Raw genomic sequence first — 26,616 nt, 5'->3', positions numbered from 1 at the left:
AGGCTTTCCCGACCCTTAGCGCCGCTGTATGTCGTTAAGGGGGTTCAGCCCGCGATGCGCCGTTGCGCGTCGTCGAGCCTGGCCGCGATGGTTCCGTCGATCACTTCGTCGCCGATGTCCACCCGGACGCCGCCGACCACGTTGGGGTCGACGATCACGTTCAGCTGGATGTCCCGGCCGTACTGCCGTCCGAGCGCCGTCGCGAGCCGGGTGCGCTCCGCCTCGGTCAGGTCCGTGGCCACCCGCACCGTCGCGATGCTGGCGTTCCGCCGGGCCGCCGCGGCGACCTGATAGGACCGCATCGACGCCGCGAACCCACGGCCCCGGCCGTCCACAGCCCGCTCGGCCAGCCGCACCGTGGTGGCGTCGGCCTTGCCCTGCAGCAGTCCGCGGATCAGCTCCTGCCGGGCCTCGGCCGGGATGCGCCGGTCGCCCAGCTTCTCGGCCAGGGCGCGCTCGGCGGCGACCACCCGGTCCAGCCGGAACAGCTCGTCCTCGACCTCGTCCAGCTTCCGCCGGGTGTCGGCGTAGGCCACCTCGGCCTCGACACTCAGCTGGTCCAGGGCGTTACCCAGGTCCCGGCCGCTGACCCAGCGACCGGACACCGCGACGGTCAGGATCTCCAACGCCTGGGGGGAGATCTTGCCGCCGAACAGCTGCCCGGCCAGTGCGGACTTGGTCTCGGCCGGCCGCGCCGGGTCGGTCAGGGCGCGCCGGAGCGCGCCGCTGCCGTCCAGCAGCTTGGCGATCGAGAACAGCTCGCCACCCAGGCCCTCGGCCGGGGTCGCACCCGCCAGGGCCTCCTCGGCCCGGGCGAGTGACTCGTTCGACGCGCCGCGCATCAGCCGTCCGTTCCGACAGCCTGACGAGCGGACTCCGACTCTTCCAGCTCGGCCAGGAACCGCTCGACGGTCCGGCGCTGCCGGGCCTCGTCCTCGAGCGACTCGCCGACGATCCGGCCGGCCAGGGTGGTCGCCATCGTGCCGACCTCACCGCGCAGCGAGGCAACCGCCTGCGTCCGCTCGGCGTCGATCTGCGCGCGGGCGTGCGTGACGATCCGCTCGGCCTCGGCGTTCGCCTGCTCGCGCATCTCCGCGATGATCTGGGCACCCTGCTCGCGGGCGTCCTCGCGGATCTTCGCAGCTTCCTGCCGGGCCTCGGCCAGCTGCGCGTTGTACTTCTCCAAAGCCGCCTTCGCCTCGGCCTGGGCCGCCTTGGCCTCGTTCATCCCGCCTTCGATCGCCGCGGTCCGATCGGCGTACGCCTTCTCGAACTTCGGTACGACGACCTTGGCGAAGGCGATGGCCAAGAGGACCAGGAAGACGAAACCGAAGATGATCTCAGCCGTGTGCGGCAGCAGCGGGCTCGGCGCCTCGTCCGCGGCCTCTGTCAGCGGCAGAACTAACGTCAGCATGTCTGGGTCCTGTCAGTCAGGGGGAAGGGGTCAGCCCTTGAACACGAAGGCGAGGGCGATACCGATGATCGCGAGCACCTCGGTGACGCCGAAGCCGATCCACGCGATCGACTGCAGCTTGCTCTGAGCCTCGGGCTGACGCGCCGTGCCGTTGATCACGGCGGCGAAGATCAGGCCGACGCCAACACCCGGGCCGATGGCAGCGAGGCCATAGCCCAGAACGGCGATGTCACCGGTGATTGCGAGAGCCATGTTGCTCACCATTGCGGTGTTTCCTTTCAGTACGGATAGCGGCTATCCGGGATTCCGTTACTACCGGTCTAGGGGTACTGCGGGGTGGTGCGGATCAGTGCTCGTCGGCGATCGCGCTGCCGATGTACTGCGCGGTGAGGACGACGAAGATGTAGGCCTGGATGGCCTGGACGAACAGCTCCAGCCCGGCGATCGCCAGCGCCATCAGGAAGGTGATGATGCCGACACCGCCGATCGCGATGCTGCCGGACTCGAAGACCATGTACTCGCCGCCGAGCACGAACACCAGCAGCAGGATGTGACCGGCGAACATGTTCGCGAACAACCGCAGGCTCAGCGAGATCGGCCGGACCAGGATGTTCGAGATGAACTCGATCGGGATCATCAGCGGCATCAGCCACACGGGCACACCGGCCGGCATGGTCTGGTGCTTGAAGTAGCCCCAGAGGCCCTTCTTCCGGATCCCGACCGCGTTGTAGATGACCCAGCTCATGATCGCGGCCACGTAGGCCCAGCCGATGTGGCTGAACGTCGGGAACTGGATCAGCGGAATCGTCGCGGCGATGTTGTTCAGCAGGATGAAGAAGAACAGGCCGGTCAGGTACGGCACGAACCTCATGTAGTCCGCGCTGCCGATCGCGTCCCGGGCGATGGAGTTCCGGACGAAGTTGTAGCCGAGCTCGCCGGCGAACTGCAGTTTGCTCGGCACGATCGCGGCCTTGCGGGACGCACCCCAGAAGAACCAGATGATCACCACGACGGACAGCGCGGACACCAGCACGGGCTTGGTGAACCAGTCGACACCGTGGATGATCGGAGGGGTCTCGAAGTTCTGTGGACCGGGTGGGATGAACTCGGTCGGAACGCCGGCGGTCACCGGGTCTCCTCTCGCGTCGTGCTCAAGTCGGACGCCTGGAAGTCAGGGGCAGGGCGGCTCAGGGCATGGCGGTCAACAACGTCAGACCCGGTAGGGATCAGATCCGAAGTCAGGACCGCGACCCGTACCGGAAGTGCAACATCAAGATGGTGAGCCCGGCACCGAGGACGATGCCCACCGGAAGCAAGAATTCGGTGCCGAAGAGGCGATCCAGCCCGAAGCCGATGCCCCCGTAGACCAGGACACCGCCGATCAAGTAGGACAGGACCCGCCAGCCGTCGCCCGAATTCGGGGGTGATGGCTTCGGATCCTGATGCTCGCTCATTGGCACCCGAAACGTACCAGTTGGCGACAGAAGCGGTCACATCGGGCCCCGTAATCTCCACCACAACAGGGGAATCATTACCCACGGTGCTCACGCCGTCACCTCCTTGTCGAGGTCGTAGATCGGCACCCGGAGCCGGGACCAGGCCCAGATCTCGCCGGCCATCCAGCCCATCACGACGACCATGGCAACCAGGCCGAGCACGGTCAGATTCACGTGCCTGGCAAGGCCGTCCGAGTTCAGCGCGAGCGCGAGCAGACCGCCGAAGATCGCGATCCGGCCGGTGTACGACGCCATCGCGACGGCGAGCTGCATGGTCGGGGAAGTCTTGCGCGAAAGGTGCAGCGCGAGCAGACCGGCGCCGGAGAACACGACGACCGTCAGCAGTCCCAGCAGCGCACCCAGGAGGCCGGGAACTCCGGCGGCAACAGTGGACACGGCGGCGGCATTCACGCCGACGACCAACGCGGCGACCAGAGCGCCACGCAACATCACCAACGCCGGGTGCTTGGTCGCTTGTCCGGCGATTTTCGGGCTGTGGGCCGAAGGAGCCATCTGGTGGTTCCGTCCTGCTGGCGTGCTGGTCTCGCGGCCAGCTCGTCGGGTGGGCGGGGTCAGGGGTGTCGCTGTTCTTTGCTGGTGCTTGTGAAAACTAGCACAAAGTCTGCATGGTCAGCAAAACGAGGTCCCTGCCGCTGTACAGCCACACCTTATCGGTAGGCCACACAGGCGAGTGGTCTGGTCCCTCTCAGCGGGGACTCAGACTTTGGCGAGCGGTTTCCCGGACCGTCTCGGGAGACCGGTCGTGAGCAGGACCGCGGTGACCGCGACGGCCAGGACGACGAGGGCGGTCCACCAGGTGAGGACGAGGCCGAGCACCACCACGCCGTACGCGATCAAGGCGGTCCACAGGTACATCAGCAGGACGGCCCGGCGGTGCGAGTGGCCGCGTTGCATCAGGCGGTGGTGCAGGTGCTGCTTGTCCGCGGCGAACGGTGAGCGGCCGGCCTTGGTACGGCGGACGTAGGCCATCGTCAGGTCCAGCGCGGGGATCGCGAGGATGGCGATCGGCAGCACGAGCGGGAGCAGTGCGGGCAGCAGGCTGGAGCCGCCGACCTCGTACGGGACCGCGTTCGGGTCCATCTGGCCGGTCAGGCTGATCGTCGACGCGGCCAGCATCAGGCCGATCAGCAGGGCGCCGGAGTCGCCCATGAAAACCCTTGCGGGAAAGAAGTTGTGCGGCAGGAAGCCGAGGCAGGCGCCGGCCAGCGCGACCGTGATCAGGGTGGAGGTGGTGGCGCGGTCGAGGTTCTCGTGGACGTTCAGCAGGTACGAGTAGACGAAGAACGCGGTCGCGCCGATCGCGGTGACGCCGGCCGCGAGACCGTCCAGGCCGTCGACGAAGTTCACCGCGTTACAGGACACCAGCAGGATGCCCGCGGTCAGGACGGCCAACTGCGCGGGCGACGGCGAGATCACGCCGCCGGGCAGCGGGAGCCAGTACAACTGGATGCCTTGGACAACGAGTACGCCGACCGCGAGGACCTCGCCGGCCAGCTTGGTGATCGCGTCCAGCTCGTACAGGTCGTCGACCACGCCGACCGCGCAGATCACCACGCCGCCGACCAGGATCGCCCGGGCGTCGTGCGCGACCTGCAGGCTGTTGCCGAGGAACGGCAGGCTCGACGCGACCGCGAAGCCGGCGATCAGGCCGCCGAGGATGGACAGGCCGCCGAAGTACGGGATCGGGACCTTGTGCACGTCCCGGGCCCGGACCTTCGCGACCGCGCCGTACCGCAGCGCGATCTGCCGGGCCACGCCGGTCAGCAGGAAGGTCGTGGCCATCGCCACGAACAGGACCAGCAGGTACTCGCGCACTAGTCCGCAGGCCTCACATCGGGATCGGTCTTTGCCTCGTCCTCCTTGGACGCCACAACCGACTCCTCAGTTGGCTCCGCATCCGCCGGCTTGTCCTCGGCGGGCTTCTCATCCGCGGGCTTGTCTTCGGCCGGCTTGTCTTCGGCCGGCTTGTCTTCGGCCGGCTTTTCCTCGGCCAGCTTTTCGTCGTCCGACTTCTCGTCCGCCTTCTCGTCGGGCGTCTCGTCCGCCTTCTCGTCGGATTCGGCGGCGACCTCGGGGACTACTGCGCGGAGTTGTTCGACGGTGAGGGCGCCGACGCGGATCACGCGGGGGGTGTCGCCGGTGAGGTCGACGATGGTGGACGGCTGTCCTCCGGTCGCCTCGCCGCCGTCGAGATACACCGCGACCGACTCGCCCAGCTGCTCCTCGGCGTCGTACACGTCCAGCGCCGCCGGCTGCCCGGACTTGTTCGCGGAGCTGACCGCGAGCGGTCCGGTCCGCGACAGCAGTTCGCGGGTGTTCTCGTGGTCCGGCACGCGGAGCGCGACGGTGCCCTGGGTCTCCCCCAGGTCCCACATCAGCGACGTCTGCGCGTGGCAGATGACGGTCAGCGGCCCCGGCCAGAACTCCTCGCAGAGCTTGCGGCCGTTGTCCGGGATGTCGGTGGCGAGCGCGTCGAGCGACTCCACCACCGAGATCAGCACCGGCGGCGGCATGTCCCGACCACGCCCCTTGGCGTCCAGCAGCCGCTGGACAGCGTCGGCCTTGAAGGCGTCGGCGGCAAGCCCGTACACGGTGTCGGTCGGCAGCACGACCAGGTCGCCGGCCTCGATGGCGTCCACCGCTGCGCGGTACGCCGGTGCCAGTTCGTCCCCGGTGAAGTCGAAGCGCTCACTCACGGAGTGAATCGTGCCACTCACGCAGGCCCCGGCCCTAACCGGGTCGTTACTGACAAACGATTGTCAGCTTTCCAACCGAACGGGCGCAGTTCTCTTTAAGATCCCCGGCATGACTGTGTCGCGTGAGTTCCTTGCCGGGTTGCCGAAGGCCGAGTTGCATGTCCACCACGTCGGGTCCGCGTCGCCGCGGATCGTCGCCGAGCTCGCCGCCCGGCACCCCGGATCGCCGGTGCCGGCCGACCCGGCCGCGCTGACCGAGTACTTCAAGTTCAGCGACTTCGCCCACTTCATCGACATCTACCTGTCGGTCGTCGAGCTGATCAAGACGCCCGAGGACGTCCGGCTGCTGACCTACGAGATCGCCCGCGAGATGGCCGAGCAGCAGAACCTGCGGTACGCCGAGCTGACCGTCACGCCGTACACGTCGGTGGTCCGCGGGATCGCCCCCGAGGCGTTCTGCGAGGCGATCGAGGACGCGCGGGTCGCGGCCGAGAAGGAGTTCGGCCTGGTACTGCGGTGGATCTTCGACATCTCCGGTGAGGCAGGGCTCCCGGCCGCCGACGAGACGTTGCGGATCGCGACCAAGATCCGGCCGGAGGGCCTGGTCGGGTTCGGGCTCGGCGGGCCGGAGATCGGCGTACCGCGGCCGCAGTTCCAGCCGCACTTCGAGGCGGCGGTCGCGGCCGGGCTGCACAGCGTCCCGCACGCGGGCGAGACGACCGGCCCGCAGACGATCTGGGACGCGGTCCGGGTGCTGAAGGCGGAGCGGATCGGCCACGGTACGTCGACGATGCAGGACCCGGCTCTGGTCGAGTACCTCGGCGAGCACCGGATCCCGCTGGAGGTCAGCCCGACGTCCAACATCGCCACCCGCGCGGTCACGTCTTACGACGTCCACCCGCTGCGAGCGATGGTCGACGCCGGCCTGGTCGTCACGATCAACTCCGACGATCCGCCGATGTTCGGGACGGACCTCACCAACGAGTACGCCGTCGCGGCGCGGCTGCTCGACCTGGACGAGGCCGGTGTGGGCGAGCTGGCCAAGACCGCTGTCCGGGTGTCGTTCGCCGAGGACTCGGTCAAGTCGGCTCTGCTGTCCGAGATCGACACCTACCTAGGTGAGAACGCGGTGTAGCTGACAGACTGTCTTCCGTGACAGAGGACCTGCGGCTCGACCTGCTCGGTCCTCTGCGCGGCTGGTCGGGCGACCGCAGGCTGGAGCTCGGACCGCTGCGCCAGCAGGCCTTCCTGGCTGTGCTGGCGCTCCGTCCGAACCAGGTGGTGCCGGCCGACGAGTTGGTCGAGCTGGTGTGGAACGACGCGCCACCGAGCAGCGGGACCCGGATCGTTCCGACGTACGCCTATCGGTTGCGGCAGTTGCTGCCCAAGGACGTGCTGGTCAGCTCGCGGGACGGGTACAGCCTGCGGATCGCTCCGGACGCGCTCGACCTGACCAGGTTCGAGCAGCTCATCAGCGCCGCGCATGCGACCGACGACCTCGACGAAGCGGCGGCGAACCTGTCGGAAGCCCTTGCGTTGTTCAAGGGTGAGCCGTTGGGCGGCCTGCCCGGTCACTACGTCGGTGTCGAGCGGCACCGGCTGACGGAGCGCCGGCTGAAGGTGCTGGCGGAGCGGATCGACCTCGACCTGGAGCGCGGCCGGTACGGCGACCTGGTGCCGGAGCTCATCGCGCTGGTCGAGGCTGATCGCCTGCGTGAGCAGTTCGCCGGACAGCTCATGCTGGCGTACTGGCGCAGCGGCCGGAGTTCCGAAGCGCTCGACACCTACACCCGGACACGGGCGGAGCTGGTCGAACAGCTCGGTGTGGAGCCCGGTCCGGCGCTCCGGGCGATCCACGAACGCATTCTGCGCAACGACGAGCCGGTTGCCCGTCCGGTGCTCCGCGACGAGCTGCCGTACGACGGGGCGGCGTTCGTCGGCCGTGACGACGTACTGACCCAGGTGGTCGCCGCACTGCGCACTCCAGGGCCTGCGGTCGTTGCAATCGACGGTATGGCGGGTGTTGGCAAGACTGCGCTCGCTGTACGCGCTGCACGTCAGCTGGCGGACGTGTACCCGGACGGGCGGCTCTTCATCGATCTGCACGGCTACACGCCCGGCAACGAGCCGGTGTCGGCGCTGCAGGCCCTGGATCGCTTGCTGCGCACGCTGTCCGTGCCGGCGGACCGCATCCCTGCTGACCTCGAGGAGCGGGCCGCGCTGTGGCGTTCTGAGCTGGCAGGCCGGCGCATCCTCGTAGTACTCGACAATGCACCCGACAGCGCCGCCGTACGGCCGTTGCTGGCGGGGAGCCCGCGGTGTGGCGTGCTGGTGACCAGTCGGCGGCAGCTGACCGGTCTGGACGCGACTGCTCGGCTGGCGCTCGACGTACTGCGGCCCGAGGACGCCCAGGAGCTACTGGCGGAGATCGTCGGACCGGACCGTGCTGGTGACACAGCCGCTGCGGCACGGGTGGTGAGCCAGTGCGGACGCCTGCCGTTGGCGATCCGGGTGGCTGGTTCGCGGCTGCGGCATCGACCGAGTTGGACGATCGAGCACCTGAGTAAACGACTCGCCGCCGAGGACAGGCGGCTGGCCGAGCTCAGCACGGACAGCGGTGGTGTCTCCCCCGCGTTCGCCTTGTCCTATGAGCATCTGCCGTCGGACCAGCAGCGCCTGTTCCGTCTGCTCGGTGCCATGACCGGACAGGACGTCGACATGTACGCCGCCGCGGCGCTGGCCGATGTGGACGCGGTTGCCGCGGAGGACCTGCTGGAGCAGCTCGTCGACGCCAATCTCGTGCTGCAGCTGCGTCCTGGCCGTTTCCAGTTCCACGACCTGCTGCGACAGTACGCGCGCACGCTGGACCCCGAGCCGGAAGCAGTACGGCGTTTGCTCGACTACTACCTTTACGCGACATCTGCCGCGAGTACGGCGATCTTCAGCAGCCAGCTGCAACCGCTGCCGGAGCCGGCGCCGGTGCGGTTGCCTGAGTTCACGTCGGCGTCCGACGGACTGGAGTGGATCGATACAGAGGGTGCGAACGTGCTGGCGACAATCCAGTTCGCCGAGTCGAGTGGTGCGTCCGAACACGCGTGGCGGCTCGGTCTGGCGGTGGCGGCCTGCTTCTTCCAGCGCGGCCGGGTCTACGAGATGGACGAGGCGCTGGAGCTCGCGCTGCGGGCCGCTCCGGACGCGTCGGTGGAGGCACGGGTGCTGTTGTCGATCGGCAGCCTCGGGCGGTACCGCCGCGGCGCTGAGGCGAGTCTGCGAACGCTGCAGGACGCACGCGACAGGCTGCCGGAGAACGCGGACCTGGCGTTGCGCGCGCGGTTGCTCGCGTCGATCGGTTACAGCCTGGCGAAGCTGCATCCCGACGACGAGGCGCTCGGCGTGCTCGACGAGGCGTTGAAGGTCGCTCGGCAAGCTGGTGAGGTCGGCATCGCGTCGCGGGTGCTGGCGTACCTCGGGGTGACGTACGGCGACCGCGGGGAGTTCACTCGGGCGCTGTCGGCGTACCAGGACTCGCTCGAGCTAGGTGATCCCGCCGTACGGGGAGAGGTGCTGAACGGGATCGGTGAGTGCCTGCTCGAGCTGGACCGGGTGGACGACGCTGTGGGAGCGCTGACGGCGGCCAGGGACCTCGGGGTGGAGCGTGGAGCCGACTACAGCCTCATCTATACGTACGCGTTCCTGGGTACGGCGTACGCGCGGCAGCGCCAGTGGTCCGAGGCGATCGACGTCGGACGCAGGTCGCTGGAGCTGGCGTTGGAGAGCGATTCGAAGCAGTCGCAGCAGAACGCGTACCTGCGACTGGCAGAGACGCTGCTGGCGAAGGGCGATCCGACGCAGGCACGGCCGCATTTTGCGCGTGCGCTGGAGCTCGCGCTCGATGAGGGACCGGAGTCGATGGTGCTGCGCGCAGCCGGTGGACTGGAGCGGACCGCCGCTGCCGCGTGAGGTGTGATTGGCTGGTGCGGTGCGGAAAGTCTGTGGGGCGCTGGCCGTCGTACTGCTGGGTCTGGCGGCCTGCAGCGACGACAAGCCCGCACCGGCTGGGCCACCTCCGACGACTGCCCACTCCAGCCCCACTCCCCCACCAGCACCGGACGGACTGCCACGTGGTGGGCGAGTGATCTTCCCGAAGTACCAGCTGGTCGCGTACGTCGGACTGCCGGGCTCACCCGCACTCGGGCCGTTGGACAAGGACCTGGACGCGAAGGCGGCCAAGCTGGACACGCTGTCACGCGCCTACGCAGCAGGGCGGACGCCACTGCCGGTGATGGAGCTGATCGCGGTTGTCGCGAGGGGATCGCGTGGCAAGGACGGGATGTACCGCGGGCAGCTGGACGACGCGAAGATCGAGCAGTACCTGACGGTCGCGCGGAAGCACAAGATGCTGTTGCTGCTCGACATCCAGCCCGGACGGGCGAAGATCCTGCCCGAGGTGAAGCGGCTGGAGCGGTGGCTGAAGGAACCGGATATCGGGCTGGCGTTCGACCCCGAGTGGGCGGTCGGCCCGACTCAGGTGCCGGGCCGGGTGTTCGGGCACACGACAGGCGCAGAGCTCGACAGCATCGCGGCGTACCTCTCGGGGCTGGTACAGGCGAACGGCCTGCCGGAGAAGGTGTTCGTGTTCCACCAACTGTCGCCGCGGATCGTCACCGGCGAGAAGGCACTGAAGCCACATCCCGGAGTCGTGACGATCAAGTCCGTCGACGGGATCGGCGCGCGCACCGACAAGCTCAAGACGTGGACCAAACTCACCACGTCCCTGCCGCCGTCGGTCCACGCCGGCTTCAAGCTCTTCTACACCGAGGACACCCGGCACGGTCCCTTGATGACCCCCGCGCAGGTGTTGGCCCTGAAGCCCCGCCCAGAACTGGTGATCTACGAATGATCTCGATCGCCTTCGCCAACATCGCCGGCGGTCGGTTGGTCGGCCCGGACGGATACGACGACGCTGACCGTACGGCGGACTTCGGGCAGGCGCTTGCGGGGCTGCAACCGGATGTGCTGATCGTGACCGAGCTGGACCCGGACGGCGATCAGCTCGAACGGCTGACCGCGGCGGCCATGCCGGGGCGGAAGGTGCACCACGTGCGGCACGGGTTCTCGGACTCGCACGTCCCTGGCGTGGAGCGGCTGGGGGTGGGGGTCGCGTCGACGTACCCGCTGACCGAGCTGGAGCGGATCGACCTGCCGAACCCATCGATCGACTTCCTGCACTGGCGGACCGGTGAGCCGATGGACCCGCATCCGAAGGGGTTTCTGGTCGCGAGGGGTGACTTCGGGGCGCTCGGTGAGGTCGACATCGTGGGCGGGCAGGTGTGTCCGATCCACATGTTCCGGAGCGCCTCAGCGGTCGAGTACACGTATCGCGAGGGGCCTGGGCGGGAGTTCGGTGCGCAGATGACGGCGTACCTGCAGGAAGAGCTGGCGGCGCGCGGTGTCAGTCAGGCGGTCGTTGCGGGTGACCTGAACATGCCGAACCCGCGGGAGTTCTTCGGCGAGACGCTCGGTCTGGTCGACGCGTTCGGCGACCCGCCACCTGTCACCACCCCGGACGGTCGCTCGATCGACCGCCTGTTCTCCACACCGGATCTGGTCGCGCGCGAGATCGAGGTCGTGCAGGTGCCTGGCGCGGATCACTTCCCGGTCGTCTGCCGGCTCGCACGCCGGCAACCCGAAGCACCGGCGATCGGCCGCATCCGCGAACAGGACCTGACCAGACCACCCGCCCGCTCAGCCCCCGGAGCGGCCCGCCGCGGCATCACCCGCTGAAACATCTGCAGCTCGACAGGACATGTCGACTGAACGGGTAGTGCACCTGAGCGTGAACGTGTCCGCGCGTACACCGTCTCACCGGTGCACTACCTGTCGAGCGTGCACATCCCACCGCCGCGAGCAGCCATGCCGATCCCCCAGCCGTCATCCAGCAGAAGACCGGATATCCCCTGGTGTTGTGGGTTCTCCCCTCGCACACCAACGGAGAAGCCACAACACCGTCGGATATCCCCTCGCGTGCGAGGGGCTCTCATCGCACTCGGCGCGGCGGGTGCCGTCGGCACCCGACGCCTCCTGTCGAGATGCCGATTCAGATCCGGCGGCCGGTGGCGAAGCGGGGGCGGGCGGCTAGGTCTGATTGGTCGCGGACTTCGGTGAAGAGGCCGGTGGCGGCGAAGACGGCGGGGGCTGACTCGCCCTGGACGTCCGCGTGTTCGCAGGCGAACCAGCCGCCCGGCTTCAGCAACCGGCCTGCTGTCGCGGCGACCACCTTGATCTCGTCGAGGCCGTCGTCACCGGACCAGAGCGCCAGCGCCGGGTCGTGGTCGCGGACCTCGGCCGTCACGGATTCCCAAGCGGTCAACGGGATGTACGGCGGGTTGGAGATCACCGCGTCCACCTGACCGTCGAGCTCCGGCAGGCACCCGTCGATGTCCCCCTCGTGCAGGATCGCGCCCGTTCCCTCGAGATTGCGGCGAGCCCAGACGACCGCGTCCGATGAGAGCTCGACAGCATGCACCGTGCTGTCCGGACGCTCGGTCGCGACCGCGCCCGCGATCGCCCCGGACCCACTGCACAGGTCGACCACCAACGGATCTTTCAGCCCGGCGATCCGCTCGAGGATCCAGCCGACCATCACCTCGGTCTCCGGTCGCGGCACGAACGCCCCGGGCCCGATCGCCAACTCCCGATACCGGAACGCCGCCGTACCCGTCAGGTGCTGCAACGGCTCCCGTGCGGCCCGTCGCGTGATCAAGGCGTCGTACTGAACCTGCTGGTCAGGCGTCGGTTCACGGAGGTTCAGCCGGCTGGTACCGGTGACGAAGGCGAGCAGTTCCGCGGCGTCGAACTCGGGCGAGGCAACCCCCGCCTCCCGCAGCCGCGCCGCCGCGTCGGAGACCAGAGCTTTGGTGCTCACTGCGAATCGACGGCCTCGAGCCGGGCGGCCAGGTCGGCCTCCGTCAGGGCCTGGATCACCGGCGCCAGTTCGCCGCCGAGGACCTGGTCGAGGTTGTGCGCCTTGTAGCCGACGCGATGGTCGGAGAAGCGGTTCTCCGGGAAGTTGTAGGTACGGACCCGCTCCGAACGGTCGACGGTCCGGATCTGCGACCGCCGGGCGTCCGACGCCTCCTGGTCGGCCGCCTCCTGCGCCGCGGCCAGCAGGCGGGCGCGCAGGACCCGCATCGCCTGCTCACGGTTCTGCAGCTGGGACTTCTCGTTCTGCATCGAGACCACGATGCCGGTCGGCAGGTGGGTGATCCGGACCGCGGAGTCGGTCGTGTTCACGCTTTGCCCGCCCGGACCGGACGACCGGAACACGTCGATCCGCAGGTCGTTCTGGTCGATCTCGACGTCGACGTCCTCGGCCTCCGGCAGCACCAGTACGCCGGCCGCGGACGTGTGGATCCGCCCTTGCGACTCGGTCACCGGCACCCGCTGGACCCGGTGCACGCCGCCTTCGAACTTCAGCTTCGCGTACGGCGCTTCGCCCGGCTCCGGCGTACCTTTCGCCTTCACCGCGACCGTGATCGACTTGTACCCGCCGAGGTCGGACTCGGCCGAGTCGAGCACCTCGGTCTTCCAGTTCTGCGACTCGGCGTACTTCAGGTACATCTTCAGCAGGTCGCCGGCGAACAGCGCGGACTCGTCGCCGCCCTCACCCGCCTTGATCTCGAGGATCGCGTCCTTGTCGTCGTTGGGGTCCCGCGGGACGAGCAGCGTCTGCAGCCGCTCGGCGAGCTCCTCGCGCCGCGCGACCAGCCGGGTCGCCTCCTCGGCGAACGCGGGGTCCTCGTGGGCCAGCTCGCGCGCTGCCTCGATGTCGTCCCCGGTCTGCAACCACTCGTCGTACGTACGGACCACCGGCGCCAGCGCGGCGTACCGCTTGCCGACCCGGCGGGCGTTGGCCTGGTCGGAGTGCAGCTCCGGCTCCGACATCTGCCGCTCCAGCTCGGCGTACTCCGCCTTCAGTGTCTCGACTGCCTCGAACATGCCGCACTCCTCCTCTCGGGAACCTGCTGACATACAAACCGCGCGCCGGTCCGCCCATGACAGGCGAGACCGGCGCGCGGTGTGGAAGCTACTTCTTGGCGTACCGCTTCTCGAAGCGGGCCACCCGGCCACCGGTGTCGAGAATCTTCTGCTTGCCGGTGTAGAAGGGGTGGCACTGCGAGCACACGTCGGCGTGGATCACGCCGTTCTCCGCGGTCGAGCGCGTCGTGAACGTTGCGCCACAGGTACAGGTCACCGTGGTGTCGACGTACGTCGGGTGGATGTCGCTCTTCAAGACAGTCTCCTAGGTTTCAGGTGCCCCGGGTCGCCCGCACGGTGCGAGCGTGAACCGGAACCGACGTACCAGTTTGCCACCCGAGGGCGGCAAACCGGTAATCGAGGTGGATCAGTCGCCGTTGGTGGTGCTGTGGCTGGTGCCGGTCGACGGGGTGGTCTTGTTGACCTGGAGCAGGAACTCGATGTTCGACTTGCTCTCCTTGAGCTTGCCGATCAGGAGCTCCAGCGCGGCCTGCCCGTCGAGTGCGGACAGCACCCGGCGCAGCTTCCAGACCACCTGGGTCTCGTCCTTGGACATCAGCAGCTCCTCGCGGCGGGTGCCGGAGGCGACCACGTCGATGGCCGGGAAGATCCGCCGGTCGGCGAACTCGCGGCGCAGCCGGAGCTCCATGTTGCCGGTGCCCTTGAACTCCTCGAAGATCACCTCGTCCATCTTCGAGCCGGTCTCGATCAGCGCGGTCGCGAGGATGGTCAGCGAGCCGCCGTCCTCGATGTTGCGGGCCGCACCGAAGAACCGCTTCGGCGGGTACAGCGCGGACGAGTCGACACCACCGGACAGGATCCGGCCGCTGGCCGGCGCCGCGATGTTGTACGCGCGACCCAGCCGGGTGATCGAGTCCAGCAGGACGACGACGTCATGGCCGAGCTCCACCAGCCGCTTCGCGCGCTCGATCGCCAGCTCCGCGACCGTGGTGTGGTCGTCGGCCGGACGGTCGAAGGTCGAGGCGATGACCTCACCCTTGACCGTGCGCTGCATGTCGGTGACCTCTTCGGGCCGCTCGTCCACCAGCACCACCATCAGGTGTACTTCGGGGTTGTTCGTGGTGATCGCGTTCGCGAGCGCCTGCAGCACCATCGTCTTACCGGCCTTCGGCGGCGAGACGATCAGGCCGCGCTGGCCCTTGCCGATCGGGCTGACGATGTCGACGATCCGGGTGGTCAGCACGCCCGGCTCGGTCTCCAGGCGGAGCCGCTCGGTCGCGTACAGCGGGGTGAGCTTGTTGAAGTCCTGCCGCTGCTTGGCGATCTCCGGGTCCGCACCGTTCACGGTGTCGATCCGGACCAGCGGGTTGAACTTCTCCTTGCGCTCACCCTCCTGCGGCTGCTTCACCGCACCGGTGATCGCGTCACCCTTGCGCAGGCCGTAGCGCTTCACCATCGAGAGCGCGACGTACACGTCGTTCGGGCCGGGCAGGTAGCCGCTGGTCCGGACGAACGCGTAGTTGTCGAGTACGTCGAGGATGCCGGCGGCCGGGACGAGTACGTCGTCCTCGCTGATCGTCGGCTCGGTGTCGTACCGCTCGCCGCGGCCGCGGGTGCGGGTGGTGTCGCGACCGCTGTCCCGGCCGCTGTCACGGCCCCCGGTGGGCTGGCCGTCGCGGGTGCGTTCCCGGTCGCGACCCCGGCGGCGCCGACGACGGCCCTCGCCTTCCTCGCCCCGGTCGCTCTGGTCCTGCCGGTCCTGGCGATCCTGACGGTCCTGCCGGTTCCGCGGGTTGTCACCGCGGTTGTCCCGGTTGCCGTCGCGGTTGCTGTCGCGCTGGCCGTCCCGGTTGCCGTCGCGCTGGCTGTCCCGGTTGGTGTCCCGGTTCTGGCTGCCGTCGCGGTTGCGGTCGCGGCTCTGGTTGCCGTCGCGGCTGTCCCGGTTGGTGTCCCGGGCCTGCTCGCGGTTGTTGTCGCGGTTCCGCTCGCGGCTGCGGCTCTGGTTCTCACCGCGGTCCTCGGCGCGCTCCTCGGTGCGGGTGTCCACCCGCTCGGCGGCGCCGTTCTGAACGCTGCTCTGAGCAGCCGTCTCCGGCTGTGCGACCTTTGCGGCCGGCGCTTCGACGGCGGCCTCGGGAGCGGCGCCGTTCGGCGCGGCGTCGGGTGTCGCGTCCTTCTGTGCGGCGGCGCGGGTCCGGCGGCTGCCGCCCTCGCGCTTCGCGGGCGCCGCGGTCTTCGCCGCCGGCGCCTCTGCGGCCTCGTCCAGGGTCGGCTGCGTCGATTGCGCTGCCTTCGCCTTCGAGCCGCTGGTAGAGCCGCCCGCAGAAGAACCGGCGGACCCGCCGGTCTGGGCGGCCTTGATCGCCTCGATCAGCTGGCCCTTGCGCAGTGCGCCGGTGCCCTTGATGCCGAGCGTCCCGGCGAGCTGCTTGAGCTCGGGGAGCAGCATGCCCTCGAGGCCGCCTCCGGCTTTCCGGCGACGCGTCGCGGTGGTAGCCGCAGCGTCAGCTCCGCTAGAGGCTTCAACAGTTTCTGTCACGTGAGGTCCTTCCCACACGGATCGTCGATGTCCGACACGGCTCATCGACCAATTTCATTCCACCCACGGCCGCACAACGGGCACGTGGTGTACAAGAGTCTCTCGTTCGATCTGAGTCCCCCCGGACATCTCCGACGCAGGCGGCGCAAGGTCACATCCACAGGAGGGTCGCCACACAACACAGGGTGCCGGGAGCACAGCCCGGATCGTGACGAGAGCACACCGATCACCTGGAGGGGATCGGGTGAGTCGAGACTAGCACCACTACAGGTCCTTCTGCCGACTCGAGCCCTACAACGCGTGTCAGCAGCCCGGCATTCCCGGATCAGCCGGCTTCCATCGACCAGACCTGTACGCCGACTGGATCGATCTCCAGCTCGTACTTCGTCCAGCCGTCCGGCGCATCCGGCGTACTGCGGAAAAACAGGTCCTGACCTGCGCTCTTTCCCTCATGACCGCCGAGTACGGCGACCGTCGGACCGGCACCGCTGACGATCGCCGCGTGCCCGCTGCCCCGCAGTTTGTGCACCAGCGCGAGACTCTCCGGCATGGCCGGCTCGCGGTACTCCTGGTGCAGCCGGTCCTCGGTCGCGGTGAGCAGCAACTCCGGCCGCCCGGTCACCGCCGCGACGAGAAGTGCAGCCTTCCCCGCATTGGCCGCCGCGTCAGTGTGGGGAACAACGCTCGGCAGCAGTCCGCGCGCCTCCTTGGTCAGCACACGATTGTCCGGTACGTAAGCAACTACAGCCGTTCCGGCCGCCGGTTCCAGACGAACCGCGCGGCCAGTTTCGCCTTCCGTCCAAGCGATCGTGAGCCCACCGAGGGCAGCCGCTGCAACGTTGTCGGGGTGCCCTTCGAGCTCGTTCGCCAGTACGACGAGTCGCTCGCGATCGACCGGTTCGCCGGCCAGCGCGAACGCTGCTGCGAGCCCGCCGACGATCGCTGCCGACGACGACCCCAGACCGCGACCGTGCGGGATCCGGTTCTCGCACCGCAAGGTGAATCCGGGCACCGGAGCACCCAGCGCCTCGAGCCCGGCCCGGATCGACCGCACCACGAGATGCGACTCGTCCAGCGGTACTTCGCCTTCGCCGCACCCGGTCACCTCGACGGTCACCCCGGAGCCGCACGGGGTGACGACAAGGTCGTCGTACAAGGTCAGCGCGAGCCCGAACGCGTCGAACCCAGGACCGAGGTTCGCACTGGTGGCAGGCACCCGAACCCGTACCTGATCACACGGCTTGTGGTCGCCCATGGCTATCAGGCGAGGCCGGCGATGCGGGCAACGGCGTCGGTGTCCGCGGGTGTGACCGGCGGCTCCTCGAAGGTCGCATGGCCGAGCGCGGTGTCGATGTCCTTCAGGCCGTGGCCCGTGACGGTGATCACGACCGTCGAACCGCCCGGCAACCAGCCCTGCGCCTTGGCGTGCAGCAGCCCGGCGACGCCGGCCGCCGAGGCCGGCTCCACGAACACACCTTCGCGGGCGGCGAGTTCACGCTGCGCGGTCAGGATCTGCTCGTCGGTGACGAGCTCGATCCGGCCGCCGGACTCGTCTCGTGCGGCCTCGGCCAGCGTCCAGGACGCCGGGTTCCCGACCCGGATCGCGGTCGCGGCGGTCTCCGGCTTCTCCACGATCGAGCCGCGCACGATCGGCGCCGCCCCCTCCGCCTGGAAACCCCACATCTTCGGCGTCCGGGTGGCGAGCTTGTCCTTGGCGTACTCCTGGTACCCCTTCCAGTAGGCCGCGATGTTGCCCGCGTTGCCGACCGGCAGCAGGTGCAGGTCCGGTGCGTCGCCGAGCGCGTCGCAGACCTCGAAGGACGCGGTCTTCTGCCCTTCCAGGCGGACCGGGTTGACCGAGTTCACCAGAGCGACCGGATAGTTCTTGCCGAGCTCGCGGACGATCCGCAGGCAGTCGTCGAACCCGCCGTCGATCTGCACCAGTTTCGCGCCGTGCACGACCGCCTGGGCCAGCTTGCCCTTCGCGATCCGGCCGGCCGGGATCACCACCAGCGGCAGCATCCCGGCGCGGACGGCGTACGCCGCGGCCGACGCCGACGTGTTGCCGGTGGAGGCGCAGACGACCGCCTTGTCGCCGGCCTGCGCGGCCAGCGAGATCGCCACCGTCATCCCGCGGTCCTTGAACGAACCGGTCGGGTTGTTGCCCTCGACCTTGAGCCAGACCTCGCAGCCGGTCTGCTCGCTCAGCCACTGCGCGGCCACCAGCGGCGTCCCGCCCTCGCCGAGCGTGACGACCGGGGTATCGGTCGAGACCGGCAGCCGGTCACGGTATTCCTCGATCACGCCACGCCACTGGTGCACCATTTCTTACTCGCCTTCTACCCGCATCACACTGCTCACTTCACGGACGATGTCCATGTCCCGCAAGGACTCCACGGTCGCGGACAACGCGGCGTCGGTCGCGGTGTGGGTGACCACCACCAGCTGCGCGTCACTGCCCCGGCCCTCCTGGCGGACGGTCTGGATCGACACGTCGTGCTCCGAGAAGGCATGGGCCACCGCCGCCAGCACACCGGCCTTGTCGGCCACGTCCAGCGACACGTGGTAGCGGGTCATCGCGTCGCCCATCGGCCGCACGGCCCGCTGGGTGTACGACGACTCGCCGACCCCCGGCACACCCTTGAGCCGGTTGCGCGCGGCGGACACCAGATCCCCGAGGACTGCACTGGCCGTCGGGGCGCCGCCGGCACCACGACCATAGAACATCAGCCGTCCAGCTGCCTTACTCTCCACGAAAACCGCGTTGTACGCGTCGCGAACACTGGCCAGCGGGTGGGTGACCGGGATCATCGCCGGGTACACCCGGGCGCTGACCGAGTCGGTCGCCTCGTCCAGCTCGCAGATCGCCAGCGACTTCACGACGCAGCCCATCTCGCGGGCCGAGGCGATGTCGGTCGCGGTCACCTCGGTGATGCCCTCGCGGTGCACGTCGGCGATCGAGACGCGGGTGTGGAACGCCAGGCTGGCCAGCAGCGCGGCCTTCGCCGCGGCGTCGAAGCCCTCGATGTCGGCGGTCGGGTCGGCCTCGGCGTACCCGAGCGCCTGGGCCTCCTCGAGCGCCTCGTCGAAACCGGCGCCGGTGCTGTCCATCTTGTCGAGGATGAAGTTCGTGGTGCCGTTGACGATGCCCATCACCCGGGTCACGTCGTCACCGGCGAGCGACTCGCGCAGCGGCCGCAGGATCGGGATCGCCCCGGCGACGGCGGCCTCGAAGTACAGGTCGCGCTGGTACTTCTCCGCGGCGGCGAACAGCGTCGGGCCGTCCTCGGCGAGCAGCGCCTTGTTCGCCGTGACGACCGAGGCGCCGTGCTCGAGCGCGGTCAGGATCAGGCTGCGGGCGGGCTCGAGACCGCCGATCACCTCGATCACCAGGTCCAGGTCGCCGCGGGACACCAGCGCCTGGGCGTCGGTGGTGATCAGGTCCGGGTCGACGGCGATGTCGCGCGCGCGGCCGGGACGTCGTACGGCGATGCCCGCGATCTCCAGCGGGGCGCCGACGCGGGCCGCGAGATGGTCCGCCTGCTCGGTCAGGATCCGCACCACTTCGGTGCCGACCACTCCGCAACCGAGCAGGCCTACCTTGAGAGGTTTGTCGTCGTTCATTCGGCGGCCCCCATGTCGAGGAGAAGCAGGTCGTCTTCGGTCTCACGGCGTACGACGACGCGCATGTGGCCGTCCTTGACCGCGATCACCGGTGGCCGCGGTACGTGGTTGTAGTTGCTCGCCATCGACCGGCAGTACGCGCCGGTGCCGGGGACGGCGACCAGATCGCCCGGCTGGACGTCGGAGGGCAGGAACTCGTCCTTCACGACGATGTCGCCGGACTCACAGTGCTTGCCGACCACGCGCGCGAGCGTCGGCACGGTGTCGGAGTACCGGTTGGCGAGCGTGCAGGAGTAGTCGGCGTCGTACAGCGCGGTGCGGATGTTGTCGCTCATGCCGCCGTCGACGGACACGTACGTCCGGGAGGCGCCGGCGTCCAGCTCGACCTCCTTGACCGTGCCGACCGAGTACACCGTGCACATCGCCGGGCCGACGATCGCGCGGCCGGGCTCGATCGACACCTTCGGCACCTCGACCCCGAAGGCGCGGCACTCGTGCTCGACGATCTTGCCCATCTCGGTGGCCAGCTGCGCCGGGTCGGACGGGTCGTCCTGCGTGGTGTAAGCAATCCCGAAACCGCCGCCCAGGTCGAGGTCGGGCATGTCGACGCCGAGCTCCTCGGAAACCCTTGCGTGCAAGGCGATCACGCGCTTCGCGGCCACCTCGAAACCGGACGAGTCGAAGATCTGCGAGCCGATGTGCGAGTGCAGGCCGAGCAGCTCCAGCTCCGGCGCTTCGTTGACCCGGGCAACGGCTTCGAAGGCGGCGCCGGAGGTGATCGAGAACCCGAACTTCTGGTCCTCGTGCGCGGTCGCGATGTACTCGTGGGTGTGCGCCTCGACGCCCGCGGTGACCCGGATCATCACCGGCGCCACGACGTCACGTTCGCCCGCGAGCTCGATCAGCCGGGAGATCTCGTACTGCGAGTCGACGATGATCCGCCCGACACCGGCGTCCAAGGCTCGGGCCAGTTCGGACACGGACTTGTTGTTGCCGTGGAACCCCAACCGCTTGGGATCGGCGCCGGCCCGGAGCGCGACCGCCAGCTCTCCCCCGCTGCAGATGTCGAGATTCAGGCCCTCTTCCATCACCCAGCGGACGACCGTCGTACACAGGAACGCCTTGCCGGCGTAGTAGACGTCGAAGTCCTTGAAGGCGTGCTTGAACGCGCGGGCCCGGGCGCGGAAGTCGTCCTCGTCCAGCACGTACGCGGGGCTGCCGTGCTCGGCGACCAGGTCCCGGACGTCGACGCCGCCGACCTCGAGGGCGCCTTCACCGTTCTTCTTGGCCGTGTGCGACCAGAGCGCGGTGACCAGGTCGTTGGGGTCACGCGGGGCGCGCAGCCACTGCGGAGCCTTGTGGCCGATGTCGGCGTGCAGCGCGCCCGCCTCGTGCGCCCTCACATCCGCTCCGGTGCGGAGACGCCGAGCAGGTCGAGCCCGTTGGCGAGCACGGTCCGGGTCGCGGAAACCAGGGTCAGGCGAGCCTTGTGCACCGGCTCCACCTCCTCGTCGCCGCGCGGCAGCACGCGGCAGCTGTCGTAGAACTTGTGGAATGCGGACGCGGTGTCCTCGAGGTACCGCGCGATGCGGTGCGGCTCACGCAGCTCCGCGGCGGTGGCGACGACCCGCGGGAACTCGGCCAGCGCGCGGAGCAGGTCGCCCTCGCGCTCGTGGCTGAGCAGGCCCGGGTCGAACTCGTCGAGCTTGATGCCGAGCTCGTCGGCGTTCCGCAGGATCGAGGCGAGCCGGGCGTGCGCGTACTGCACGTAGTACACCGGGTTCTCGCTGGCCTGCCGGGTCATCTCCTCGATGTCCAGGGTCAGCGGGGAGTCGGTCGGGTAGCGGCACAGCGTGTACCGCAGCGCGTCGACGCCGCCCTCCTCGACCAGCTCGGCGAGCGTGACGATGGTGCCGGCCCGCTTGGACAGCTTCATCTCCTCGCCACCCTTGAGGATCTTCACCAGCTGGCCGATCAGGACCTCGATGTTGTGCTCGGGGTCGTCGCCGGCGCAGGCCGCGATCGCCTTCAGCCGGTTCACGTACCCGTGGTGGTCGGCGCCGAGCATGTAGATACACGTCTCGAAACCACGCTCGCGCTTGTTCACGTAGTACGCCGCGTCGGAGGCGAAGTACGTCGGCTCGCCGTTCGAGCGGATCAGGACGCGGTCCTTGTCGTCGGTGAAGTCCGTGGTCCGCATCCAGAGCGCGTCGTCCGCCTCGTACAGATGCCCCTGGTCGCGGAGCTTCTGGATCGCGTGCGGTACGCCGTCCTGCTCGTGCAGGCTGCGCTCCGAGAACCAGACGTCGAACTTGGTCCGGAAATGCTCGAGCTGGTCCTGCTGCTCCTTGAGCTGCCGCTCGTACCCGGCCTCGCGGAAGGCGATCACCTGCTCGTCCTCGGGCAGCGTCAGGATGTCCGGGACCTCCTCGACGATCTGCTTCGCCAGGTCGAGGATGTACTCGCCGTGGTACCCGTCCTCCGGGATCTGGTGCCCGTGCGCGGCGGCCTGCAGGCTGGCGCCGAACTTGTCCATCTGGTTGCCGCGGTCGTTGATGTAGAACTCGCGGCTGACGCTCGCGCCCGCGGCGGCCAGCACCCGGGCCAGCGCGTCACCGACGGCGGCCCAGCGGGTGTGGCCGAGGTGCAGCGGGCCGGTCGGGTTCGCCGAGATGAACTCGACGTTGATCGCCCGCCCCTGGAGGCTGTCGCTGCTGCCGTACGCCGCGCCCGCGTCGAGGATCGCCTGCGCGACCTTGCCCTGGGCGTCGGCCGCGACCCGGAGGTTGATGAAACCGGGGCCGGCGATCTCCACCGCGGTGATGGCTTCGTCGCCCTGCAGCTTGGCGGCGAGCAGCTCGGCGAACGCGCGCGGGTTCATCCCGGCCCGCTTGCCCAGCTGCATGGCGACGTTCGTCGCGTAGTCCCCGTGCTCGGGGTTCTTGGGTCGCTCGACCTTCAGCTCGCGCGGCAGCCCGCCCTCGACGGTGATGGTGCCGTCGGCGGCAAGCGCGGCCAGGGCCTGGAGGATCTTCTCAGCGAGCTGTTCCGGGGTCACCGGATCAGCCTAATGGCCCGTCCCCCAAACCCTTGACTCACCATCCACAGCCCGGTACGCCCGGCCGTCAATGACGGACTGTGACGAGGACGTGGCTGTTGCGGGTGAGTGGGGTGTTCCAGGGGGCGGGTTTGCCGTCGACGGTGATCTTCAGGGCGGTGCAGGCGTCCGCGAGGCAGTTGGCGTCGTACCGGAGGCCCCAGAGGGTGAAGAACTGGGCGAGGGTGGGGTGTTCGGAGGCGGTCTTGGCCTCGACCCAGACTTGACCGTCGGTCGTGTGCGTGTGGATGGCGGCCTGCTCGGCGCGGAGCTTGTCGATGCCGATCCCGGCCGGGACCTGCACCGGCTTGCCGTCGACCGTGACCGCGATGTTCAGCGTGTACGGCGAGGGTCCGGAGAAGTCGAGCGGGAGCCGTTCGAACCCGGCCTTGTCGATGTACGAGACCGCGTCCCGGGGAGCGTCCCAGGGCGGTGCGCCGGTCCGGAGATCGGCGGCCGCCGGCGGCGCGGGGCCGACCTGGCAACCACCCACCGCACTGCCCGCGAGCAGCAGCGCCGCCGCCGTACCGACCGTCCGGCGCCACCTGCCTGCTCTCATGGAGAGTCAGGTTGCCAGGTGCGCCGCGACGGCCGGCGGGCGGGGTCAGCGCTCTTCCGGGACCAGGATCCAGAGCGCGATGTAGATCAGGAACTGCGGGCCGGGCAGCAGGCAGCTGATCACGAAGATCAGGCGCATCGTGTTGGCGGAGATACCGAACCGGCGAGCCAGTCCGGCGCAGACACCGCCGATCCAGCGACCGTGCGACGGGCGGACCAGAGAGCTTGCCATGATGAGTACCGTTTTCCTTTCCACCGTTGGGCTTACGTCCACTATGACGGTGCCCACGGCCTATCTGATCCCATTCAGGCGGTGTTCCAGGGTCCGCTCAGGGCTCCCCCGTACGACGATGGACGGGGTCAGCGCTGGAACCGGTACGTCTTGCTGTCGATCCCGATACAGATCCCCGGCGACATCACGACGGGTAGGAGGAGGGCTGACTGACTGTTGCAGTTGAGTCGTCAAGTAGTCGTCTGATTGTGTCGGTGGGGCCGACGAGACTGTTCAGATGCCAGATGATGCCGTCTTGCTCGGCAACCAGTTCGCGGTCCCGGCCGCGCAGTGCAGTGAGGCCCGACGTCGGGTTACCAGCGCCAGTGCCCCTACCGTTGCCGCTGATCGGGCGTGGCGCGGTGTCTCCGCCTTGTCGGGGGACCCATCGTGACGCTGCGGGCGTACAAGTACGCGCTGAATCCGACTCCCCGTCAGGCGAGGTACCTGGATGGGCATTGTGGTGCGGCGCGTAAGGCGTTCAACTGGGGTCTGGGGCGGGTTAAGGCGGTGCTGGACCAGCGGGCGGCCGAAGCCACCTACGGCATCCCCGCAGAGATGCTCACACCGGCGATCTCGTGGTCGATGTACTCGCTGCGCAAAACCTGGAACCAGGCCAAGGTGACGGTCGCGCCCTGGTGGGCGGAGTATTCAAAGGAGACGTTTGCAAGCGGCCTGAACCAGCTCGCCACCGCGCTGAAGAACTGGCGCGACTCCCGCACAGGCAAGCGGGCTGGCCGCGTGATGGGGTTCCCGCGATTCAAGTCCAAGCGCAAGACGGTCAAGTCGTGCCGGTTCACCACCGGCGGCATTCGCTGCGAGGAACGGTACGCCGTACTTCCGCGGATCGGCCGGGTACGGCTGCACGAGGCACCGGCATCCGAACTGCTCGACGGCACCGTCCGGATCATGGCCGCGACGATCCGGCTCGAACGCGGCCGCTGGTTCGTATCGTTCACCGTCGAACAGCACACACCCGCCCGGACCCCGAAGCGCCCCGACGCGGTGGCCGGCGTGGACCTGGGCATCAAAAGCCTCGCGGTCCTGGCCGAACCGGGCAGAGCGCTAGCCCCGATACCGAACCCCAAGTACCTGGACGCGTCGCTGCGGAAGCTCGGCAAACTGTCGCGTCGGGTATCGCGCCGCGTCGGTCCGGATCGCCATACCGGCCAGGTGCCGTCGAACCGGTGGAAGCGCGCCAACGCTCAGCGCAACCGAGTCCATCATCGGATTGCATACCAGCGAGCCGACGCCTTGCACAAGCTGACAACTCGTGTCGCCCACGAGTACGGGACCGTTGTTGTGGAAGACCTGAACGTCGCGGGGATGCTGAAGAACCGCAGACTGGCCCGCCGGATCGGGGACGCGGGTTTCGGCGAGATCCGACGCCAACTGGCGTACAAGACCGAGTGGAACGGCGGGCGGCTGGTCGTGGCTGACCGGTGGTTTCCGTCGAGCAAGACGTGTTCGGGGTGTGGAGTGGTGAAAGCCAAGCTCCTCTTGTCCGAACGCGTTTACAGGTGTGAGTCCTGCGGTCTGGTCATGGACCGTGACGAGAACGCGGCGAGGAACCTTGTCGCGCTGGTGGTCGCCGCGAGTGGTGCGGAGACGTTGAACGGACGCGGAGCCGACCAGAAGACCCGGCCTGCCGGGCAGGTGGCTATGAAGCGTCAACCCGGCAGCCCAGTGCATGAGACCGGGACCGCCTTGCCAGAGGCTGTGAGTGTGTAGCCAATGACTACTCACCTTCAACGGCGGCTAGCACGAGAACACGATGACCCTCCGGTTTGCGCACGTACGGGTTTGCAGCACGCGGGCGTGCCCCCAATTCGGGATATCGATGAACTTCCTGCTAATGTTCTGCACGTTCCTGAGCCCCCGTAGCTCAGGGGATAGAGCACCGCCCTCCGGAGGCGGGTGCGCAGGTTCGAATCCTGCCGGGGGCGCGGACGATCTGGGCGATCTGTGTCGACGGAAACCGTCGACCTGGATCGCCCGTCGTGCTTTCAGGGGGTTCTGTCGTCGCCGGGCGTGGTGCCGAAGGCTCTTTGGTAGTCGCGGGTGAACTGGCTGGGGCTGGCGTAGCCGAGTTCGTGGGCGATGGTGGCGGCGGAGGCGGTGCGGGTTCTGAGGTGGATGCGGGCTTCCTGGAGGCGCAGCTGCTTCTGGAACTGGATGGGGGTCATCGACGTCGCCGCGCGGAAGTGGCGGTGGAAGGTCGACGGGCTCATGCCGGCCAGGTCGGCCAGGTCGGCGATGCGGAGCTGCTGGCTCGGGTTGCGGCGGATCCAGCGGATCGCCTCGGCGATGTTGGCCAGCATGCCGTCGGCGAGGCCGATCTGACGAACCAGGGCCCCCTGCTCGCCGGTGAGGAGTCGCCAGAGGATCTCCCGGCGGATGCCCGGCACCAGCACGCGGACGTCGTCGGGGCGCTCCGCGATCCGCATCAGCCGTACGACGGGATCCAGCAACTCGTCGCTCGCATCGCTCACGACCAGGCCGCCGTACTGCGCCGGACGCGCCGGTGTCTCCAGCAGCAGCGGCGCGATCTCGGCCGGCTCGAGCCGCAGGCTGACGACCGTGAACGGCTCGTCGCGGCTCGCCTTCGCCGCCTGGCCGATCACCGGCAGATCCAGTGAGGCGACCAGGTACTGCCCGGCGCCGTACTCGTACGGGACGCCGTTCAGCAGGGTCCGTTTGAGGCCGGAGGCAACGATCGCCACCGACGGTTCGGCCACGCCGGGCGTCGGCTCGGTCGGCGTGTCGCACCGGCTGATCCGGACGCCCGGCAGCAGCTGCCGGGCGTGCTCCTCGCGGCGACCCGCGTCGTACCGGCAGATGAGAGCCCGCAGTTCGTCGAGCAGATCCACGTCTCCAGGTTGACAGGATCGGGCAAGGCCGC

At 68.7% G+C, this 26,616-nt stretch carries 25 protein-coding genes and 1 tRNA gene; 6 read left to right on the top strand and 20 right to left on the bottom strand.

Features of this window, described 5'->3' with window-relative positions:
* Window positions 1-44 precede the first annotated feature (44 nt).
* The 8 genes from E0H45_RS36560 to E0H45_RS36525 all read right to left on the bottom strand — a co-directional run bounded on the left by E0H45_RS36560 (window position 45) and on the right by E0H45_RS36525 (window position 5,627).
* The gene (locus E0H45_RS36560) at window positions 45-842 is read right to left on the bottom strand and encodes a F0F1 ATP synthase subunit delta (protein WP_131346345.1); all 798 of its coding nucleotides are present in this window, start codon (window positions 840-842) and stop codon (window positions 45-47) included.
* Window positions 842-1,414, bottom strand: coding sequence for a F0F1 ATP synthase subunit B (locus E0H45_RS36555; RefSeq protein ID WP_131346343.1), 573 nt, complete (start codon window positions 1,412-1,414; stop codon window positions 842-844). Before E0H45_RS36555 ends, E0H45_RS36560 begins: the two co-directional genes overlap by 1 nt.
* Window positions 1,415-1,444: 30 nt before the next feature.
* Window positions 1,445-1,666, bottom strand: coding sequence for an ATP synthase F0 subunit C (atpE, locus tag E0H45_RS36550; RefSeq protein ID WP_198682801.1), 222 nt, complete (start codon window positions 1,664-1,666; stop codon window positions 1,445-1,447).
* Between the two features lie 94 nt (window positions 1,667-1,760).
* Window positions 1,761-2,543, bottom strand: a complete 783-nt coding sequence (atpB, locus tag E0H45_RS36545) for a F0F1 ATP synthase subunit A (RefSeq protein ID WP_131346341.1) — start codon at window positions 2,541-2,543, stop codon at window positions 1,761-1,763.
* A gap of 109 nt (window positions 2,544-2,652) precedes the next feature.
* Window positions 2,653-2,868, bottom strand: coding sequence for an AtpZ/AtpI family protein (locus E0H45_RS36540; RefSeq protein ID WP_130387318.1), 216 nt, complete (start codon window positions 2,866-2,868; stop codon window positions 2,653-2,655).
* A 90-nt stretch (window positions 2,869-2,958) separates the two neighbouring features.
* Window positions 2,959-3,423, bottom strand: coding sequence for a Cg1360 family ATP-synthase-associated protein (locus E0H45_RS36535; RefSeq protein WP_131346339.1), 465 nt, complete (start codon window positions 3,421-3,423; stop codon window positions 2,959-2,961).
* A gap of 204 nt (window positions 3,424-3,627) precedes the next feature.
* A complete protein-coding gene (locus tag E0H45_RS36530) occupies window positions 3,628-4,746 on the bottom strand; it encodes a glycosyltransferase family 4 protein (protein WP_130387316.1) in 1,119 nt (372 codons plus the stop codon).
* Window positions 4,746-5,627 carry an L-threonylcarbamoyladenylate synthase gene (locus tag E0H45_RS36525; protein WP_238155604.1) on the bottom strand — a complete coding sequence of 294 codons (882 nt, stop codon included), beginning with the start codon at window positions 5,625-5,627 and terminating at the stop codon, window positions 4,746-4,748. Before E0H45_RS36525 ends, E0H45_RS36530 begins: the two co-directional genes overlap by 1 nt.
* Before the next feature lie 109 nt (window positions 5,628-5,736).
* On the opposite strand from E0H45_RS36525, the gene E0H45_RS36520 reads away from it, so the two are divergent.
* The 4 genes from E0H45_RS36520 to E0H45_RS36505 are packed head-to-tail and all read left to right on the top strand — an operon-like array spanning window position 5,737 to window position 11,411.
* Window positions 5,737-6,762, top strand: coding sequence for an adenosine deaminase (locus tag E0H45_RS36520; RefSeq protein WP_131346337.1), 1,026 nt, complete (start codon window positions 5,737-5,739; stop codon window positions 6,760-6,762).
* A 17-nt stretch (window positions 6,763-6,779) separates the two neighbouring features.
* A complete protein-coding gene (locus tag E0H45_RS36515) occupies window positions 6,780-9,587 on the top strand; it encodes an AfsR/SARP family transcriptional regulator (protein ID WP_131346335.1) in 2,808 nt (935 codons plus the stop codon).
* Between the two features lie 19 nt (window positions 9,588-9,606).
* A complete protein-coding gene (locus tag E0H45_RS36510; RefSeq protein WP_238155603.1) occupies window positions 9,607-10,527 on the top strand; it encodes a hypothetical protein in 921 nt (306 codons plus the stop codon).
* Entirely contained in the window at window positions 10,524-11,411 is an 888-nt protein-coding gene (locus tag E0H45_RS36505) for an endonuclease/exonuclease/phosphatase family protein (RefSeq protein WP_131346333.1), read from the top strand. Before E0H45_RS36510 ends, E0H45_RS36505 begins: the two co-directional genes overlap by 4 nt.
* 313 nt (window positions 11,412-11,724) lie before the next feature.
* On the opposite strand, the gene prmC is transcribed toward E0H45_RS36505, so the two are convergent.
* From prmC to E0H45_RS36450, 11 genes are all read right to left on the bottom strand, one after another.
* Window positions 11,725-12,552: a peptide chain release factor N(5)-glutamine methyltransferase gene (gene prmC / locus E0H45_RS36500; protein WP_131346331.1), complete on the bottom strand. Its 828-nt coding sequence runs from the start codon at window positions 12,550-12,552 to the stop codon at window positions 11,725-11,727.
* A complete protein-coding gene (prfA, locus tag E0H45_RS36495) occupies window positions 12,549-13,625 on the bottom strand; it encodes a peptide chain release factor 1 (RefSeq protein ID WP_131346329.1) in 1,077 nt (358 codons plus the stop codon). Before prfA ends, prmC begins: the two co-directional genes overlap by 4 nt.
* Before the next feature lie 88 nt (window positions 13,626-13,713).
* Window positions 13,714-13,920 (bottom strand): 50S ribosomal protein L31, encoded by a 207-nt coding sequence (gene rpmE, locus E0H45_RS36490; RefSeq protein WP_130387310.1) that lies wholly within the window; start codon window positions 13,918-13,920, stop codon window positions 13,714-13,716.
* A 111-nt stretch (window positions 13,921-14,031) separates the two neighbouring features.
* Window positions 14,032-16,164: a transcription termination factor Rho gene (gene rho, locus E0H45_RS36485; protein ID WP_202872697.1), complete on the bottom strand. Its 2,133-nt coding sequence runs from the start codon at window positions 16,162-16,164 to the stop codon at window positions 14,032-14,034.
* A gap of 325 nt (window positions 16,165-16,489) precedes the next feature.
* Window positions 16,490-17,380 (bottom strand): homoserine kinase, encoded by an 891-nt coding sequence (thrB, locus tag E0H45_RS36480; RefSeq protein ID WP_337590432.1) that lies wholly within the window; start codon window positions 17,378-17,380, stop codon window positions 16,490-16,492.
* 44 nt (window positions 17,381-17,424) lie between these two features.
* Window positions 17,425-18,489 (bottom strand): threonine synthase, encoded by a 1,065-nt coding sequence (gene thrC / locus E0H45_RS36475; RefSeq protein WP_131346323.1) that lies wholly within the window; start codon window positions 18,487-18,489, stop codon window positions 17,425-17,427.
* 3 nt (window positions 18,490-18,492) lie between these two features.
* Entirely contained in the window at window positions 18,493-19,788 is a 1,296-nt protein-coding gene (locus E0H45_RS36470; RefSeq protein WP_131346321.1) for a homoserine dehydrogenase, read from the bottom strand.
* The gene (gene lysA / locus E0H45_RS36465; RefSeq protein WP_131346319.1) at window positions 19,785-21,191 is read right to left on the bottom strand and encodes a diaminopimelate decarboxylase; all 1,407 of its coding nucleotides are present in this window, start codon (window positions 21,189-21,191) and stop codon (window positions 19,785-19,787) included. Before lysA ends, E0H45_RS36470 begins: the two co-directional genes overlap by 4 nt.
* The gene (gene argS, locus E0H45_RS36460) at window positions 21,188-22,846 is read right to left on the bottom strand and encodes an arginine--tRNA ligase (RefSeq protein ID WP_131346317.1); all 1,659 of its coding nucleotides are present in this window, start codon (window positions 22,844-22,846) and stop codon (window positions 21,188-21,190) included. Before argS ends, lysA begins: the two co-directional genes overlap by 4 nt.
* 67 nt (window positions 22,847-22,913) lie before the next feature.
* Entirely contained in the window at window positions 22,914-23,444 is a 531-nt protein-coding gene (locus E0H45_RS36455; RefSeq protein ID WP_131346315.1) for a hypothetical protein, read from the bottom strand.
* A gap of 45 nt (window positions 23,445-23,489) precedes the next feature.
* Complete coding sequence (locus tag E0H45_RS36450; RefSeq protein WP_131346313.1) at window positions 23,490-23,675, bottom strand: PspC domain-containing protein; 186 nt, start codon at window positions 23,673-23,675, stop codon at window positions 23,490-23,492.
* Between the two features lie 429 nt (window positions 23,676-24,104).
* Here E0H45_RS36450 and tnpB point away from each other — a divergent pair, with 429 nt between their 5' ends.
* Both tnpB and E0H45_RS36440 read left to right on the top strand, forming a co-directional pair.
* On the top strand, window positions 24,105-25,445 hold the full coding sequence (gene tnpB, locus E0H45_RS36445) for an IS607 family element RNA-guided endonuclease TnpB (protein ID WP_202872696.1): 1,341 nt from the start codon (window positions 24,105-24,107) through the stop codon (window positions 25,443-25,445).
* Between the two features lie 143 nt (window positions 25,446-25,588).
* A tRNA-Arg gene (locus tag E0H45_RS36440) sits at window positions 25,589-25,660 on the top strand.
* Window positions 25,661-25,720: 60 nt separating this feature from the next.
* On the opposite strand, the gene E0H45_RS36435 is transcribed toward E0H45_RS36440, so the two are convergent.
* Complete coding sequence (locus tag E0H45_RS36435) at window positions 25,721-26,584, bottom strand: AraC family transcriptional regulator (RefSeq protein ID WP_202872694.1); 864 nt, start codon at window positions 26,582-26,584, stop codon at window positions 25,721-25,723.
* Window positions 26,585-26,616: the final 32 nt, after the last annotated feature.

Origin of the sequence: Kribbella soli, from assembly GCF_004331345.1 — a bacterium.
In the GTDB taxonomy this organism is placed as follows: domain Bacteria; phylum Actinomycetota; class Actinomycetes; order Propionibacteriales; family Kribbellaceae; genus Kribbella; species Kribbella soli.
This window is presented reverse-complemented; position numbering and strand designations above follow the sequence as displayed.

Bases quoted from the DNA above. Each gene is read 5' to 3' on its own strand.
- E0H45_RS36520 (WP_131346337.1), top strand. From the start codon at position 5,737: ATGACTGTGTCGCGTGAGTTCCTTGCCGGGTTGCCGAAGGCCGAGTTG.
- E0H45_RS36560 (WP_131346345.1), bottom strand. From the start codon at position 842: ATGCGCGGCGCGTCGAACGAGTCACTCGCCCGGGCCGAGGAGGCCCTG.
- E0H45_RS36455 (WP_131346315.1), bottom strand. From the start codon at position 23,444: ATGAGAGCAGGCAGGTGGCGCCGGACGGTCGGTACGGCGGCGGCGCTG.
- E0H45_RS36505 (WP_131346333.1), top strand. From the start codon at position 10,524: ATGATCTCGATCGCCTTCGCCAACATCGCCGGCGGTCGGTTGGTCGGC.
- E0H45_RS36470 (WP_131346321.1), bottom strand. From the start codon at position 19,788: ATGAACGACGACAAACCTCTCAAGGTAGGCCTGCTCGGTTGCGGAGTG.
- E0H45_RS36540 (WP_130387318.1), bottom strand. From the start codon at position 2,868: ATGAGCGAGCATCAGGATCCGAAGCCATCACCCCCGAATTCGGGCGAC.
- E0H45_RS36555 (WP_131346343.1), bottom strand. From the start codon at position 1,414: ATGCTGACGTTAGTTCTGCCGCTGACAGAGGCCGCGGACGAGGCGCCG.
- atpE (WP_198682801.1), bottom strand. From the start codon at position 1,666: ATGGCTCTCGCAATCACCGGTGACATCGCCGTTCTGGGCTATGGCCTC.
- E0H45_RS36450 (WP_131346313.1), bottom strand. From the start codon at position 23,675: ATGGCAAGCTCTCTGGTCCGCCCGTCGCACGGTCGCTGGATCGGCGGT.
- thrC (WP_131346323.1), bottom strand. From the start codon at position 18,489: ATGGTGCACCAGTGGCGTGGCGTGATCGAGGAATACCGTGACCGGCTG.
- prfA (WP_131346329.1), bottom strand. From the start codon at position 13,625: ATGTTCGAGGCAGTCGAGACACTGAAGGCGGAGTACGCCGAGCTGGAG.
- E0H45_RS36535 (WP_131346339.1), bottom strand. From the start codon at position 3,423: ATGGCTCCTTCGGCCCACAGCCCGAAAATCGCCGGACAAGCGACCAAG.